Consider the following 17,502-nt stretch of genomic DNA (forward strand, 5'->3'; position numbering starts at 1 on the left):
CTCTTCATTGTCGCACTGGAATTGCAATCACAAATTCTGTACCTTTTCCTGGAGAGGAGTTGCAGTATATTGAACCCCCGTGTTTTTCCACAACAATTTGACGGGCGATCGCTAATCCTAAACCCGTTCCTTTGCCCACAGATTTTGTCGTAAACAAGTGGTCAAATATCTTTTGCTTGACTGCTTCATTCATGCCATTAGCATTATCGGCAATCGTTATTTTCACCTGATTATCTTTCAATGAGGTTTGAATTCTAATTTTGTGAGGATTTTCTTGGATTTCTGCAAAATTCCGTCCAGTATTCGACTCATCCAAGGCATCAATGGCATTAGCTAGAATATTCATAAATACCTGGTTTAATTGTCCGGGAAAACATTCAACCTGGGGCAAACTGCCATAATCTGTTATTACTTCAATTGCTGGACGTTGCTCATTGGCTTTCAGGCGATGTTTGAGGATTAAAATTGTACTTTCAATCCCTTCATGAATTTTAAATGGCACTTTGTAATCTTTATCAGCACGGGAGAAAGTTCTTAAACTAGTGCTAATATTTTTGAGGCGATCGCACGCCATCACCATTGAATCTATGACCTTGGGTAAATCTTCTAAGCTATAATCTAAGTCAATTTCTTCTGCATGGTCAATAATTTCAGCACCCGGACTAGGTAAACTTTCTTGATAAAGTTTCAAGTGTTGCACAACATCAGCAATAGTAGGTTTAGCTTGTTTGAGACTCGCAGCAATAAAGCCCAAAGGATTATTCATTTCATGGGCTACCCCAGCAACTAAATTACCCAATGCAGACATTTTCTCACTTTGAACAATTTGTAATTGGGCTTGTTGTAAATCTTCTAAGGCTGTTCCGAGTGCTTGAGATTTTTCTGTAACTGCTGATTCAGCTTGTTTGCGATCGCTAATATTAATAGTTGTTACAACTATGCGATAAACTTTGCCCGTCTCATCTTTTAATGGACTGAGTGTGGTCAACCACCAAGTTTTCTGGTCATGAAATGTTAGACATTCTTCATAGGTGATGGGTATTCCGCTTTGGACACAACGCAGATAATTTTGAGATACCACTGCACCTTCATCACCATGCAATTGTTGGGGAGTTTTACCCAGCACTTGAGAAGCAGGTATACCAACTGCTAACTCGCACGATTTACTCCATCCTGTGTACTCAAACTTACCATTATCTCGGACATCAATCACACAGATTAGACAGCCAACACCTTCGTAAATACAGTTGAGGAACTTTTCTCGCTCCTGGAGATGATTATATAACTGGGCATTTTCCAAAGAAATTGCGGCTTGAGTGCAGAGGAAATTTATAATAGAAAGGCGATCGCTAGTAAATACCCCTTGAGTCAGTTGATTTTCTAGGTAAAGAATCCCTACTAAACGCCCTTGATTAATAATCGGGGTAGATAATACACTCTGAGGTTGTGAGGAGTGCATATATTCCCCAATCAACCCAATAATATCTGTTTTGCAATTGTCTATAACAACTGTTTGTTGAGTATTTTTAACGTAATTAATAATTTTTACAGGAATATCTTGACAATTTTCGATTGATTTTGGTTCAAGAATGGTTTGTATTTGGTCATGATTGATAAAGGTAATTGCCCTAACTTGCCAAGTATCATCTTGGGGAAGAATTAGTACAGCTTTTTTCGCACCAGAGTTTTCTAGAATAATTTGGCTGAAGCTGGCAATGAGTTGATCTAATTCTAGAGTACTGGAGATAGCTTGAGCAGCTTTGAGGACAGAGGTAAAATCTAGTGCATCGGAAATACTGGTGCTGCCAGTGCTAGAAGTGCGAGTAGATGAAGAAGTGCTACGAAAGCTAATAGTTTCGTCGTGTTTGAGGTTGATTCGTTGCTGTTGCAGAATGGATTGAAGTAGTTGGGGATAGCGTTTTTCTAAATCTTCTATTTTGGCTTTTGCGCCCCAGCGAGCGTAGCAGTAGTATGCTTCTTGCATATATGCTTGGGCAACTTTTTCTTTACCCCAATCGAGATAAAATTTGGCTACTAGTTCATTGCCAAGTGCTTCTTCTTGGATGTAGCCGTTGGCTTTAGCTAGAGTTATGGCGCGATCGTAATTTTCAAGTGCTTCTGCTTTATTGCCCAAAACTCTTTGTTTCTCAGCCTCAACTAAATGCCATTTATGCAGATGATTTGTGGGAGCATTTTGTGCCCATTGGTGCAGAGTGGTTTGATGAATTTCTACCTGGGCGAGAATTACGGAAAGTTCAATTTCTGGCAGGGTGGAAAATCGGGCTAGGTATGTCAGGGCTGCATAGAAATGGGAAATCGGAATAAATATCAATCCTGATACCGCGAGTAAGTACTTCTCCCCTTCGTCAATGTAAGCGATCGCAGCTTTGTAATCACCGAAAGCATAGGCAAGCAACAGTTTGTAGATATACAACTCAGCCATCACCGTCAGTTCATTCGCCTGACGATGCTTGGGAATCATCACCGTTTCATCGTAAATCGTGCCGCTCAAACAATCAGGCTGAATTCGGGTTTCCCTGAAATTCTGTGCCGCCTGCCGCATAATACTTACATAAGTCTGGGCAGAATGTTGCTTTGCCTGAGTTAAGGCGGCGTTGTAACTTGTTATATCTAATTCCAAATTGCTAAGTTCAAAGCCACTCCAAAAGACCGCATAGCTATAACAACATACGTTATAGCCAGCGTGTAAAAAATCGCCAGTTTCCATACCAGAGGTAAAACCAGCTTTCAGCAACGGTATCGTTGCCGAAAGAGCTTCTTGGTGATGCTGAATAAAGCCACCAAATAACATGGAAATTGTGGATTTAAATTCCCGCGCATTAAACCGATCTAGCAAATTCAATGCCAATTGCCCAAAACCATAGCCCGTTTCGACTTCTCCCAAAAATGCACACAGCACCATTCCGTGCAGCCCATACCCCGCAGTGGAGGCGGGCGTATTCCCAAACTGAAGCGATAGAGTCACCATTGTGGAGCTAATTAGGGGCAATAAACCGGGCATTCCTTGAAAAACGGGTGCAAACAACATTCCTAACAGTTGCATGGCTGCCTGTGCTTGGGGATCGGTCATCACTGGCAGGTCAGCTAGTTCCTCAATTCGTTTGTCTGCGAGTTGACTAGCAAGGGCTTGTAAAGCTCTACCAATCTCAGCATTGTTTGGCTCGATGGGTAGCTCAACTCCCAATTGTTTTAAGGCATCTCTGCCAACTGCGATCGCTTCTAATAGTCTGCTTTCGGCTGTCTGGGCAGCAATTTGAATTTCATAAATTTTAACTTTGTCTAAAATCGTCTGGGCTGATTGCAACACCTGTAACGCTATCTGTTCCATGCCTTCAAAGTCAGCATTTAAGTAGGCGGCTTCGGTGGCAGCAACATAGAAACTCAAGGTCAATTCATATTGATCTTGCCAGCAATTGACTGTGAGTAACTCAATCCCAGTTTGTAAATAGGCTCTAGCCGCAGCATAAGCAGTAGAATTTTTAGCTTTATTTCCTGCTGCTAAGTTAAGTCTAGCCAAGGCTTCTCGCTCATGTGATTGAGCAATTAACTCAATTCCTAAATTCAAATGCCCGATAATATCAAACAGTTTTTCTTCTTGTTCTATTTGAGAGGAATTTTGCAGAAGTAATTGACCAATTTTGAGATGAGTTGCTTGTTTTTGGTTATCAGGAATTAGAGAATAGGCAGCTTGCTGCACTCTGTCATGTAAAAATTTATAAGAAACTGTCATTTGTCCTTGGTCTTTGGTCATTTGTTCACTCTTTTCTAATGAAAAATGACCAATTATTAATGACGAATCTTGATAAAATTTATAAACATCACTAATTGGTAAAATTAACCCTTCTTGTAAAGTTTTCCATAAACTAGCAGCCGTTTCAATTTCTGATGATTCCGAAACGATCGCCAAAGTTGCTAAATCAAATTGATTACCAATGCAAGCGGCTAACTGCAACACATTTTGAGTTGATTGAGGTAGTCTTCGTAATTGAAATACCATGAACTTAACAACATCATCTGTAACCGCTTGCTGATTTATTTGGGTGATATCACATTGCCAATACCCTGACTCTAAGTTAAATTCAATTAATCCATCTTGGTGTAATGCCTTGAGAAACTGTATAGCAAAAAACGGATTACCTTGAGTTTTCTGAAATACCAATTGAGAAACAGGTAATGCCGAATCTTTTGTACATTTAAGTGTCTCAGCAACTAATTGATTCACTTGCCATTGACTCAGAGGCGCTAAAGTAATCGTATTAATTGTGGCTGCTGTTTTTTGAATATCGTTCAGAGTCAACATTAATGGATGTGCTGGGTTTACTTCGTTATCACGATAAGCACCAATTAAAAAAAGATGTTTTGTGTCAGCCATTAATAACTGTATTAACATCAATGATGCTGAATCTGCCCATTGCAAATCATCTAAAAACATTACTAATGGATGTTTTTCACTAGTAAAGACTTGGGTAAATTTCTGAAATAATAAATTAAATCGGTTTTGGGCGGCAGTTCCTGATAATTCTGTAGCAGGTGGTTGTTGACCAATAATTCTTTCTAATTCGGGAATGACTTCAATAATTACCTGTCCATTATCACCTACAGCCGCTAAAATCTTGGTTTTAAATTGCTGAATTTGAGCATCGCTTTCTGTTAATAATTGCCCCATTAAATCCCGGAAGGCTTGCACAAATGCTGAAAAGGGAATATTTCGTTGAAATTGGTCATATTTCCCTTTGATAAAATAACCGCGTTTTTTGACGATTGGTTTATGAACTTCGTTAACTACAACGGTTTTACCAATACCCGAAAAACCAGCTACCAGCATCATTTCTGTCGCACCTGTACTAACGCGCTCAAATGCTTGCAGTAGAGTTGATACTTCTGTTTCTCGTCCATAGAGTTTATCAGGGATAATAAAGCGATCGCACAGATCCCGTTGAGCAATTGGGAAACACTTAATTTCACCAGTTTCTTGGAGTTGAGATAAACAAGTTTCTAAATCAAATTTCAGTCCTAATGCACTTTGATAGCGGTCTTCAGCATTTTTTGCCATCAATTTCATGACAATATCTGACAACACTTGCGGAATCTCTTCACTTTTGGACGCCAGTTGCTTCTTTAAGGGGAGACGCGCAAGGGACAAATCGGCAGAGCCGGACGCCAGTCGCTCATGGGGGAAACCCCCAAGACCGCGCTGGCTCCCCAACACACTGGCTCCTTTTAACTTTTGACTTTTAACTTCCTGAAGGGATGGTGGAAGTTTTGCTAGATGACAATGTACCAACTCCATCGGGTCGTTTGAATGGAACGGTAACTCACCCGTAAGTAGTTCGTAAAAAGTGACACCTAAAGAATAGAAATCAGTCCGGTAGTCAATCCCCCGATTCATTCTTCCTGTTTGTTCGGGAGAAATATAACCAAGTGTCCCTTCCAAGACATTGGGATTCATCAGTGTTTGAGTTTCCCGTGGTAATAGGGATGCAATACTAAAGTCAATTAATTTAACTTGTTTGGTTTCGGGATTAATGAGAATATTGGCGGGTTTGATATCTTTATGAATAATCCGATCGCGATACAATATGTCTAAGGTATTGCACAGTGCGATCGCTATCTGTAAAAACTCCATCAAAGATTCCAGGTTTCCCCTGACTCTCCATTCTTTCAAAGAAATCCCGCCAAAGTCTTCCATTACCAACGCATAGCCATTTTGGTAGGCTTGGAGGCTGTAGGTTTGGATGATTAGAGGTGAGTTAAGATTTTTGGCAATGGTGTACTGATTACGAAACTGCACCAATTCGCTGAAACTCGGATAAGAATTTTTCAGCAGTTTAATCACCACAGGTAATGAGTCAGTCTCTCGATATCCTCGATAAACTACAGTTCTAGAACCATTGTAGAGTTCTTCGCTTACTTTATATCCGGGAATATTGACTCTCGTGCTAACCATACTGCTAAATCTTTAAGACTTCCAGATATAGTGTTCCCAGATAGATAGTGAAGTTGTTTATAAACAAAAGCAAAAAATTTGGTCATTGGTCATTGGTCATTAGTCATTGGTCATTGGTACTAAGCCCAGATTTATCAGAAGTGAGAAATCCGAGTTATCCTTGATATTCATTAATTATTTCTTTGCTCTAAATTTTTGTAAAAGTGAATAAATGCTGCTGACAATCACAACAACACACTCCCCAGCAACGGAGTTAGGCTATTTGTTGCATAAACACCCAGACCGTTGTCAGTCTTTTGCCCTTAGTTTTGGAAAGGCATACATTTTCTACCCAGAAGCTAGTATAGAGCGATGTACAGCCGCATTGTTGTTGGATGTCGATCCTGTAAAGTTGGTGCGGGGACGCGGTGCAAGGCTAGAACAATATGTCAGCGATCGCCCTTATGTTGCTTCTTCTTTTTTGAGTGTAGCGATCGCTCAGGTGTTTAGCACGGCTTTAGGAGGTCGCTGCAAAGATTTACCAGAATTAGCACAAACTCCTATTCCTTTGGTAGCAAAACTGTCAGTTTTACCTTGTCGCGGTGGTGAAGAGTTTCTGCGGCAATTGTTTGAGCCGTTGGGTTATAGTGTCAGTGCCGCAGGTCATACTTTAGATGAGAAATTCCCCGATTGGGGACAGAGCAAATACTTTAGCGTCGAACTTCAGCACACTTTACCTTTGAGTGATTTGTTAAGTCATCTCTACGTCCTAATTCCGGTGTTGGATGACGATAAGCATTACTGGGTAGGCGATGAAGAAATCGAAAAGTTACTACGGCATGGTGAAGGCTGGTTAACTACCCATCCAGCGCGAGAACAAATTACCAGACGTTACCTGAAGCGACAGCAACGTTTAACTCGTCTAGCCTTAGCTCAACTAGTAGAATCAGACAATACCGATCTCGATAGCGTTGAAGAAAGTCATGCCAAAGAAGAAGCGGCGGTAGAAAAGCCGATTAGTCTGAATCAGCAGCGCTTGGATGCGGTGATTGCGGCTCTAAAACAAAGCAATGCAAAGCGGGTGATTGATTTAGGCTGTGGTCAAGGCAATCTGCTGAAAATACTTCTCAAAGACGGCTTTTTTGCCCAAATTACAGGTGTTGATGTTTCCTACAGGGCGCTAGAAGTTGCCCAAGAAAGATTAGACCGTCTGCACCTGCCGCGCAACCAGTGGGAACGCGTACAACTGATCCAAGGCGCACTCACTTACCAGGATAAACGCTTTAGTGGTTACGATGCTGCCACGGTGATCGAGGTGATTGAGCATCTTGATTTGCCGCGACTGAAAGCATTTGAGCGAGTTTTGTTCGAGTTTGCCCAACCCAAAATGGTGGTGGTGACAACGCCCAATATTGAATACAATATCAAATTTGAGAACCTCCCGGCGGGAAAACTGCGACATCAAGACCACCGCTTTGAATGGACGCGATCGCAGTTTCAAAATTGGGCAAACCAAGTAGCAGCAGGCTTTGGCTACACTGTAGAATTTCAACCTATAGGGACGGAAGATCCAGAAGTCGGTTCACCCACACAAATGGCGGTGTTTAGCCATAACTCTTAATTTCATCAATCATGGAAGCAATTATTTTTGTAGGAATCCAGGGAGCAGGTAAGTCTACTTTTTATCGCGATCGCTTCTTTAATACTCACATCCGCATTAATCTTGATATGCTCAAAACCCGTCATCGAGAGCAAATTTTTCTTCAAGCTTGTTTAGAAACTAAACAGCGCTTCGTTGTGGACAATACTAACCCAACTGTGGAGGAAAGAAAACGCTATATTACTCCAGCTAAAGCGAAAGGTTTCCGGGTTGTGGGTTACTACTTTCAATCTCAACTGGAAGACTGCAAGCAACGAAATAGCCAGAGACCTCCTGAAGAAATCGTGCCTTTGGTTGGACTGTTAGCAACGTATAAAAAGCTGGATTTACCGAGTTGGAGCGAAGAATTTGATGCACTTTACTCAGTTAAAAATGACTTAAATAATTCATTCGTTGTTGAGGAATGGAATCGTGAAATTTGATGAGCTTGATAGCAAAATGCGGGTGTTTGAGACAGCCCACGATTATTGTGTGCTACCTGGACTTTACATAGTTGCAAGATTAGATGGACGTAGCTTTACTCGCCTGACAAAAGAAGTGCATCAATTTGAGGCTCCCTACGATACTCGCTTTCGAGACTTGATGCTTGCAACTGTCGAACATTTGCTCAATTGTGGGTTAGATATCACTTATGGTTATACCCAAAGTGATGAAATTTCTCTACTGTTTGCTCAACAAGAAAACACTTTCAACCGGAAATTAAGAAAACTCAATTCGGTTTTAGCAGGTGAAGCCAGCGCCAAATTTTCTTTACTATTAGGTGATATTGGCTGCTTTGACTGTCGCATTTCGCAGCTTCCTAATATAGAAGAAGTTGTAAATTATTTTCGTTGGCGCAGTGAGGATGCCCACAGAAATGCTCTCAATGCTCATTGTTACTGGTGTCTGCGTCGAGATGGCAAAAGTGTAACTGAAGCAACCAGCATGATGAAAGGGTTGTCTGTTGCCAATAAAAACGAACTATTATTCCAGCATGGAATTAATTTTAATCATCTCCCGAATTGGCAAAAACGAGGTGTGGGGTTGTATTGGGAAGAATACCAAAAGCAGGGATTTAACCCGATTATCGGTGAAACTGTCCCAGCACTACGGCGACGCGTCAGGCGAGATTTGGACTTGCCAATGAAGGATGAATACAGCAAATTTATTGCCAAGCTTTTGAGTGCAGATTAATGAATATGAAAATCACTATTCCTGAACTATCCTTAATTGTCCTCATCGGTGCTTCTGGTTCCGGTAAATCGACTTTTGCTCATAAGCACTTTCAACCTTTTGAGGTGCTGTCTTCCGACTTTTGTCGGGGGTTGGTGTCAAATGAGGAAAATAGCCAATCTGCGACTAAAGATGCCTTTGAAGTGCTACGCTTCATTGCTGACAAGCGGCTAGCAGCAGGTAAACTAACAGTAATTGATGCTACCAACGTGCAGATGGAAGACCGCAAACCCTTATTGCAAATGGCACGGCAGTATCACTGCTTTGCGATCGCCATCGTCCTCGACCTCCCAGAAGAATTATGCCACGAACGTAACCAACAAAGAAGCGACCGCCAATTTGGCCCCCATGTAGTACGTCGTCATAGTCAAATGTTGCGGCGTTCTCTGCGGGGTTTAGAAAAGGAAGGCTTTCGCTATGTCTACACTCTCAACTCTTTAGAAGCAATTGAATCCATTGAAATCGAACGCCAACCTTTGTGGAACAACCTGAAGCACGAACACGGCCCCTTTGATATCATTGGTGACATTCACGGCTGTTGTGATGAACTCGAAATATTACTTCAACAGCTAGGCTATCAAATCTCCTCATCTCCCTCTGCTCCATCTTGGGACTACCCAACCTACCACCATCCCGAAGGACGCAAAGCTGTGTTTCTTGGTGATTTAGTGGACAGAGGGCCGCGTATCCTGGATACAGTTAAGCTAGTACGAAACATGGTTGCCGCAGGTACAGCTTTTTGTGTTCCTGGTAATCATGAAAACAAACTATTGCGGAAACTACGCGGTAAAAATGTCCGCGTTAATCACGGGTTAGAGCAAACCCTGACTGAGATTGAGGCTTTACCCGACGAGGTGCGCGAACCTTTCACTAAAGAACTGCAAAAGTTTCTCGATTCCTTAATCAGTCATTACCTCTTAGATGATGGGCGGTTAGTCGTGGCTCACGCTGGGATGAAACAGGAAATGCAAGGACGAGGGTCTGGTGCTGTGCGTGAGTTTGCTCTTTACGGCGAAAGCACTGGCGAGATTGATGAATTTGGCTTACCCGTCCGCTACAACTGGGCAGGTGAGTATCGGGGTGAAGCGATGGTGGTCTACGGACATACCCCTGTGCCAGAGGCCGAATGGCTGAATAACACTATTGATATAGATACAGGCTGCGTCTTTGGCGGCAAACTTACTGCCCTCCGCTATCCAGAAAAGGAACTGGTGAGCATTCCTGCTGCTTGCGTCTACTGTGAACCTGTGAAACCTTTGCTACAAAACACTGCAACACGCACATCTCAACAGGAATTGGATGATGTTTTGTACATTGAGGATGTTGTGGGTAAGCGGATCATTAACACCAGACTTCAGTCCAACATTACCATTCGGGAAGAAAATGCGATCGCTGCTTTAGAAGTGATGAGCCGTTTTGCCACCAATCCCAAATGGCTGATTTATTTACCTCCCACGATGTCCCCCGTAGGAACATCCCTATTGCCGGGATTTTTGGAACATCCAGCCGAAGCTTTTGCCTACTACCAAAATGCGGGAGTTACACAAGTTGTATGTGAAGAAAAACACATGGGTTCGCGGGCGGTTGTGATTATTTGCCGAGATTTGGCAGCTGCCGAGAAACGATTTGGTGTAATAAATGAGGGCATCGGCATCTGCTATACACGCACGGGACGGAGGTTTTTCGATGATTCAGCATTAGAGACAGAATTTTTGGCACGGGTGAATATTGCCCTCTCTCAGAGCGGTTTTTGGTCAGAATTTCAAACCGACTGGGTATGTCTAGACTGTGAATTGATGCCGTGGTCAGCCAAAGCACAGGGGCTGCTAAGAGAACAGTATGCACCTGTTGGAATAGCATCACGCCTTGCCCTTAATGATGCTGTTAGCTGTTTACAACAAGCAAGCGATCGCGGTGTAGATATCAGCACCCAACTTAGTCATTACCAACAACGTGCAGATATGGCAGATCAATACGTTACTGCCTACCGCCAATACTGCTGGTCTGTCACTGATATTTCTGGATTAAGGTTAGCCCCTTTTCACATCCTGGCAACAGAAGGAGCCGTCCATATCGATAAAGACCATCGCTGGCATATAGAGCAAATTGCCAAAATCTGCCAACAAGACCCTGCCTTGCTCCTAGCTACTGCCTATAAAGTAATAGATTTGACTGACCCCAGCAGTCAAGCAGAGGGGATTTATTGGTGGGAAAAACTTACCAAAGTCGGGGGTGAAGGTATGGTTGTCAAGCCTATGGACTTTATCGTTCGAGGTAATCGCAGCATTGTTCAGCCTGCGATGAAATGTCGCGGACAAGAATATCTGCGGATTATCTATGGCCCTGAATATTCAATCCCAGAGAATCTGCAACGTCTGCGCCAACGAGGCTTATCTCATAAGCGTTCTCTGGCTATGCGTGAGTTTGCTTTGGGTGTTGAAGCATTAGAGCGCTTTGTCGCCCATACCCCTCTGCGCCGCGTGCATGAATGTGTTTTCGGTATTCTGGCATTGGAAAGCGAACCTGTCGATCCACGACTTTAATAGGACTTACGCAAAATATCTCTCAAACTCTGATTTCTCTGTGTCCTCTGCGCCTCTGTGGTTCGTTATTCCGTAACTTGTGCGTAAGTCCTATTTAAATTTTGAAGTCACACCAAGTAATTACGAATTACGAATTAAGTAATTATTTGGTCAATTGGTCATCTGTCCTTTGAAATACAAATGACCAATGACCAATGACCAATGACAACTCTCACGATTAAATATACAAATTAAATGCGTAACAGCTTACTAAGAAAATCCAAACCAAAAAAAGCTAAAAACTATACTGGAATTGCAATGATAAATTCTGTACCTTTACTTATAACTGAGTTACAACTCAATTTTCCACTGTGAGTTTCTTCGACAATTTGACGAGCGATCGCTAATCCTAAGCCAGTACCTTTACCGACACCTTTGGTAGTAAATAAGTGGTCAAATATCTTTTGTTTTACCTCTTCAGTCATTCCCTTACCATTGTCAGTGATGGTAATTTTTACACCTTCGTTTTCTTTTGATGTTTTAATTTTTATCTGGTTAGGATTAATCTGAATTTTCTCAAAACTCCGTCCTGTATTTGATTCATCCAGCGCATCAATAGCATTTGCCAGAATATTCATAAATACCTGATTTAATTGTCCAGGAAAACATTCAATCTGAGGCAAATTGCCATACTCAGTTATCACTTCAATGGCTGGACGCTCAGGGTTAGCTTTGAGACGATGTTTGAGAATTAAAATCGTGCTATCAATGCCTTCGTGGATGTTAAATGGTACTTTGTAATCTTTGTCAGCGCGAGAGAAAGTGCGGAGACTGGTGCTGATATTTTTCAGGCGATCGCACGCTATCGTCATGGAATCAATTATTTTCGGTAAGTCTGACAAGCTATATTCCAAGTCAATTTCTTCGGCGTGTTCTGTGATTTCTTCACCGGGATTGGTAAAGCTTTCTCGGTAGAGTTTCAGGTGTTCGCTAATATCAGCAATCGTGGGTTTAGCTTGTTTGAGGCTAGCAGCAATAAAACCCAAAGGATTATTCATTTCATGAGCTACACCAGCAACTAAGTTACCGAGTGCAGACATTTTTTCGCTTTGGACGATTTGTAATTGGGCGTTTTGTAGCAGGGTAAGAGCCTGTTCTAATTCATCTGATTTTTGCTGTAAGACAAGTTCAGCGATTTTGCGTTCGCTAATATCCAACAATACTCCATCCCAAACTAGCGATCCATCTGCTTGTTGGACGATACGGGCTTCTCCATGCATCCACTTGATGATTCCCGATAGCGTGACAATTCGCCCTTCCCAGCGCCAAGGGTTTAGTGTTTGCATCGACTCTACAATCGATTGCTGATAACCCGCCGCATCCTCTGAATGTATTCTCTCTAGGATCAGCTGCACGTTGGCCATCGCTTGCTCGGCTGTGATCTCGTACAGATTGTAACAATCGGCACTGATGTATGGCATTGTCATAGTGCCATCAGCAGCGATGCGAAACTGATAAACCACGCCAGGAACGTTGTCTACAAGATTGTAGAAGCGAGACTGAGTAGTATTTAACTCATCAAGCGATCGCTCTAGCTGTTGGGCATAGTTTTGCGAGCGCTCGTACAGTCGGGCATTTTCTAGGGAAATTGCCGCTTGGGTGCAAAGTAGGTTGAGAAGTTCGACGCGATCGCTAGTAAACACCCCGGTTGCTAAATTATTTTCGAGATATAAAATGCCTATAAATTTGCCTTGATGCAAAATTGGGCTACACAAGATACTCTTGGGTTGTTGACGCACAATATACGGGTCGTTGGCTAAAATTGGATCTGCTGTCGCATCCAGCAGGACAACAGTTTGATTGTTGTGCTTGACTTTGTAAATTAGTTTGTGGGGAATATCTTGACTTTCCTCAACAGGAATCCTTTGCAACACGATTGGCTGTGTCCCTGCGGTAATTGACCCTTTAATTAGCAAGCGTTCACCTTTGGTGTCGCGTAGCGAATCGTCTCGCAACAGCATTAACACACATTTATCAGCCCCGGCATTTTCGATCACCAGAGAAAGCAACGATGAAAGCAGTTTTTCGAGTTCGATTTCACCGGAAATAGTTTGAGAAGCTTTGAGAATAGCTTGTAAATCTAGGATATCTGAGACACTACTACTGCTGGATGTGGGGGAACTGGTGGATGTAACACTACTCAAGGCAAAGATGGTTTCGTTAGTTGAGAAGGGAGAACGGATTTGCTGTAATATGGGGGCAAGTAATTGGGGATAGCGTTTTTCTAAATCAGCGACTTTGGCTTTAGCACCCCAACGAGCATAGGCATAGTAGGCGTTTGTCATATATTCCGCAGCTATGCGCTGTTTGCCCCAATCTAAGTAGAACTTTGCCGCTAGTTCGTTAGCAAGTGCTTCTTCTTGAATGTATTCGTTAGCTTTAGCAAGAGCGATCGCCTTGTCATAAAACTCAACGGCTGCGACTTTGTGTCCTAACACTCGACATTTTTCCGCTTCTACCAAATCAAGTTTATGCTGATAATTCATCGGCGCATGGTGCGCCCAAAATTGTAATTTAGCTTGATTCTCTTGGACTCGCTGTTGTTGCCCTGCCAACTCAGTTTCCGACTCAGCCACAGTCGCTAAGGCAATCAGGGAGTCATAAAAATCTACTACTTGGATAATTGCTCCTGCTCCTCCTGCTATATATTTTCTGGCTCGAACAACATCGGCGTTGGCCAAATCAATATCTCCCATGAGAAATTTTACTATTGCCCTACATATATAGAACGTAAATAGTTGCATCAAATTGTTAGTTGCCAACGCCTGAGCAACTAGTTCTTTCTCATAGGCAGACTGTTCAAATAATAGTTGTTTCTGTTCTGGATTGCCTAGTAAAAACAACGTTGTTTCCCAATAAATCGCACAATAATTAGCAACGGCTAATTGCTTGAAATCGAGCAATTGCTGATGATAAGCGTCGATTTGGAGTACTAATTCTGCTAAGGGTTGACCGCAACAGTAGGAACTCAAACAAAATCCATGTGCATTGTATCCGACATATTCTAAGTTGCCTGTTTCTAATGCAGCTTCATAGCCGGCTTGAAAGATAGGTAAAGTCTCCTGTAAATGAGATGTGTAATGGTGTGAAGATAAGCCAACGACTGCAAAAGTTGCCGGACGAATATATTTAGCATCTGCTTGGGAAGCTAGACGATAAGCTAAACGCCCCCACTGAGTAGCCGTTATATCTTGTAAAAGGGTGACGATTGTAGCGCCATACATGCTATAGCTGAAGGCAGAAGTGGGGCTATTGCCATACTCAAGCGATAGTCTGACTTGGAGAGCAATTACTAGCACGTACAAAGGCGAACCAACTAGATGACAAGCTGGGAGAATACTTGCTGCGATTTGCATTGTGGCTAGCTTTTCGGAGTCTACCATTGCTGGCAGATCGAAAAATTCTGCAATCAATCGATTTGCCATCAAGGCGTTAATTTCCTGGATAGCCTGCTGAATATCATCGAAGCTAGGGGAATCAGGAAACTTAACTCCGAATTCTTGGAGAATCGATTGAGCCAGAGATATTGCTTCTAAAAACTGATTTTGTGAACTTAGTGTCTGAATTTTGACGATATGAACGCCGACTCGTTCTAGGGGAGTTATGGCATGACAAATTACGGCTTCAATCCACTGATTCATCTGGTCAAAGTCGCCACAGAGAGAGGCGATTTCTGCACCAAGTTCGTGCAATATCAAAGTCATCTCATACTGTGTTTGCCAAGTATTACTACCTAGCAAATTGAGTCCAATTTCAACATATTCACGAGCTGCTTGATAGGCAGTAGCGGCTTTAGCTTTGCGACAAGCAAGCAGGTTGAGTTGTGCCAATTCATGGCGTTTTGCTTGGTTTTCAATTAGCGCCACACCATAATTTAGCTGATTGACTAAAGTAAAAATCTGTTCTTCTCTAGCTTCAGGTGAAATTTGCGTGAGTAGCAATTGCCCAATTTGATAGTGAGCGATCGCTCGTTCTGTTTCGGGAATTAAAGAATAGGCGGCTTGTTGGACGCGATCGTGCAAAAACTTATAAACAATATCGTAATTTTTTACAGTAATAGTTTGCTGTTCTGCCCCAAAATATAACTTATAAGCTTCATTTTGGGGTGTAATTAAACCTGTCTGTAAGGCATTCCATAAACAAGTGGCAGTCTCGACTTCAGAATTTTCAGAAATAATCGCTAATGTTTTTAAGTCAAACTGATTGCCAATGCAAGCAGCTAATTGCAAGAGATGTTTAGTTGATTGGGGCAATTTTTCTAATTGAAAAGCCATAAATGCCACAACATCATCTGTCACTGCTTGCTGATGTATTTGGGCAATATCACATTGCCACCCCCCTTCAATGATATTAAATTGAATTAATCCATCTTGATGTAATGCTTTGAGAAACTGGCTAGCAAAAAATGGATTTCCTTGGGTTTTCTGAAATACTAACTGAGAAAGCGACCATGCTAAATTTTCTGGACATTTCAGCGTATCAGCAACTAATTGATTCACTTGTACTTGATTCAGTAGTGCTAAATTAATCGTGTTAATATTGACTGAGTTTTTTCTGATTTCACCCAAAGTCAACATCAGCGGATGGACGGCATTGACTTCGTTATCTCGGTACGCGCCTATTAATAATAAATGACCTGTATCAGTCATTAAGAGTTGGATTAACTTTAACGAGCCTGAATCTGCCCATTGCAAATCATCTAAAAATATGACTAATGGATGTTCGGCATGAGTAAAGACTTGAATGAATTTTTTAAATAATAAATTGAATCTATTTTCTAATGCTTTTCCTGATAATTGTGTGGCTGATGACTGCTTACCAATAATTCTTTCTAATTCAGGAATAACTTCCAGAATTACCTGCCCATTTTCACCTAAAGTCTCTAATATCTGACTTTTCCATTGCTGGATTTGAGTATCGCTTTCGGTTAACAATTGCCCAATTAAATCCCGAAATGCTTGTACAAATGCGCTAAAGGGAATATTGCGTTGAAATTGGTCAAACTTACCTTTAATAAAATAGCCGCGTTGTCTGACGATTGGTTTATGCACTTCGTTGACAACTGCTGTTTTGCCAATACCAGAGAAACCTGCGACGAGCATCATTTCTGTTGCACCAAGGCTGACTCGCTCAAAGGCTTGGAGTAGGCTTTCTACTTCAGTTTCTCTGCCATAAAGTTTATCGGGGATGATGAAGCGATCGCACAAATCTCTCTGTGCAATTTCAAAGTATTTAATTTCACCAGTTGCTTCTAGCTGTTGTAAACAATTCTCTAAGTCAAATTTCAGTCCCAACGCACTCTGATATCTATATTCAGCATTTTTCCCCATTAATTTGTTGACAATTTCTGAGATAACTGAGGGAATTTCGGAATTAATTTCGTGTACTAATGGTGCTGTTTTGGCAATATGAGAATGCACCAACTCCATTGTGTTATTTGATGCAAAAGGTAACTCTCCTGTAAGTAATTCGTAGAAAGTTACACCCAAAGAATAAAAATCTGTACGATAGTCAATTAAGCGATTCATTCTCCCTGTTTGTTCTGGGGAAATGTAAGCTAGCGTCCCTTCTAAAACATTGGGATTGACAAGTGTTTGGGTTTCTCGTGGTAGTAAAGATGCAATACTAAAGTCAATTAATTTAACTTGTTTGGTTTCGGGATTAATGAGAATATTGGCGGGTTTAACATCTTTATGAATAATCCGAGCGTGGTAGAGTATATCTAAGGTGTTGCAGAGGGCGATCGCTATTTCTAAAAACTCCTGTAGAGATTGTCGCCTTTCCCTGATTCTCCAATCCTTCAGAGAAATCCCCCCAAAGTCTTCCATCACCAGCGCATAACCATTGTGATAGGGTTCTAGGTTGTAGGTTTGGACAATCAGAGGTGAGTTGAGATTTTTAGCTATGGTGTACTGATTACGAAACTGTACTAGTTCGCTGAAACTGGGATAAGGATTTTTCAGCAGTTTAATCACTACAGGTAATGAGTCGCTTTCTCGATACCCTTGATAAACTAGGGTTCTGGAACCATTGTAGAGTTCTTCATTGATGCGATATCCAGGAATATTCACAAGAGTGCTAACCATATTGCGCTCATTCTC

At 41.8% G+C, this 17,502-nt stretch carries 6 protein-coding genes; 4 read left to right on the forward strand and 2 right to left on the reverse strand.

What is annotated here, in order from left to right; translation table 11 throughout:
* Window positions 1-4: 4 nt before the first annotated feature.
* Window positions 5-5,968, reverse strand: coding sequence for an AAA family ATPase (locus RMY63_RS30590; protein ID WP_322732317.1), 5,964 nt, complete (start codon window positions 5,966-5,968; stop codon window positions 5-7).
* 211 nt (window positions 5,969-6,179) lie between these two features.
* Between RMY63_RS30590 and RMY63_RS30595 the strand changes: the two genes are divergently transcribed.
* Genes RMY63_RS30595 through RMY63_RS30610 form a run of 4 tightly spaced genes read left to right on the forward strand, consistent with a single transcriptional unit; the run spans window position 6,180 to window position 11,362 of the window.
* Window positions 6,180-7,568: a 3' terminal RNA ribose 2'-O-methyltransferase Hen1 gene (locus RMY63_RS30595; RefSeq protein WP_322732318.1), complete on the forward strand. Its 1,389-nt coding sequence runs from the start codon at window positions 6,180-6,182 to the stop codon at window positions 7,566-7,568.
* An 11-nt stretch (window positions 7,569-7,579) separates the two neighbouring features.
* A complete protein-coding gene (locus tag RMY63_RS30600; protein ID WP_322732319.1) occupies window positions 7,580-8,029 on the forward strand; it encodes an ATP-binding protein in 450 nt (149 codons plus the stop codon).
* Window positions 8,019-8,780: a tRNA(His) guanylyltransferase Thg1 family protein gene (locus tag RMY63_RS30605; RefSeq protein ID WP_322732320.1), complete on the forward strand. Its 762-nt coding sequence runs from the start codon at window positions 8,019-8,021 to the stop codon at window positions 8,778-8,780. Before RMY63_RS30600 ends, RMY63_RS30605 begins: the two co-directional genes overlap by 11 nt.
* 5 nt (window positions 8,781-8,785) lie before the next feature.
* Window positions 8,786-11,362: a polynucleotide kinase-phosphatase gene (locus RMY63_RS30610; RefSeq protein WP_322732338.1), complete on the forward strand. Its 2,577-nt coding sequence runs from the start codon at window positions 8,786-8,788 to the stop codon at window positions 11,360-11,362.
* Window positions 11,363-11,643: 281 nt separating this feature from the next.
* On the opposite strand, the gene RMY63_RS30615 is transcribed toward RMY63_RS30610, so the two are convergent.
* Complete coding sequence (locus RMY63_RS30615) at window positions 11,644-17,487, reverse strand: AAA family ATPase (RefSeq protein WP_322732321.1); 5,844 nt, start codon at window positions 17,485-17,487, stop codon at window positions 11,644-11,646.
* Between the last annotated feature and the right edge of the window lie 15 nt (window positions 17,488-17,502).

This window comes from Nostoc sp. ChiQUE01b (genome assembly GCF_034531255.1).
Lineage (GTDB): Bacteria > Cyanobacteriota > Cyanobacteriia > Cyanobacteriales > Nostocaceae > Nostoc.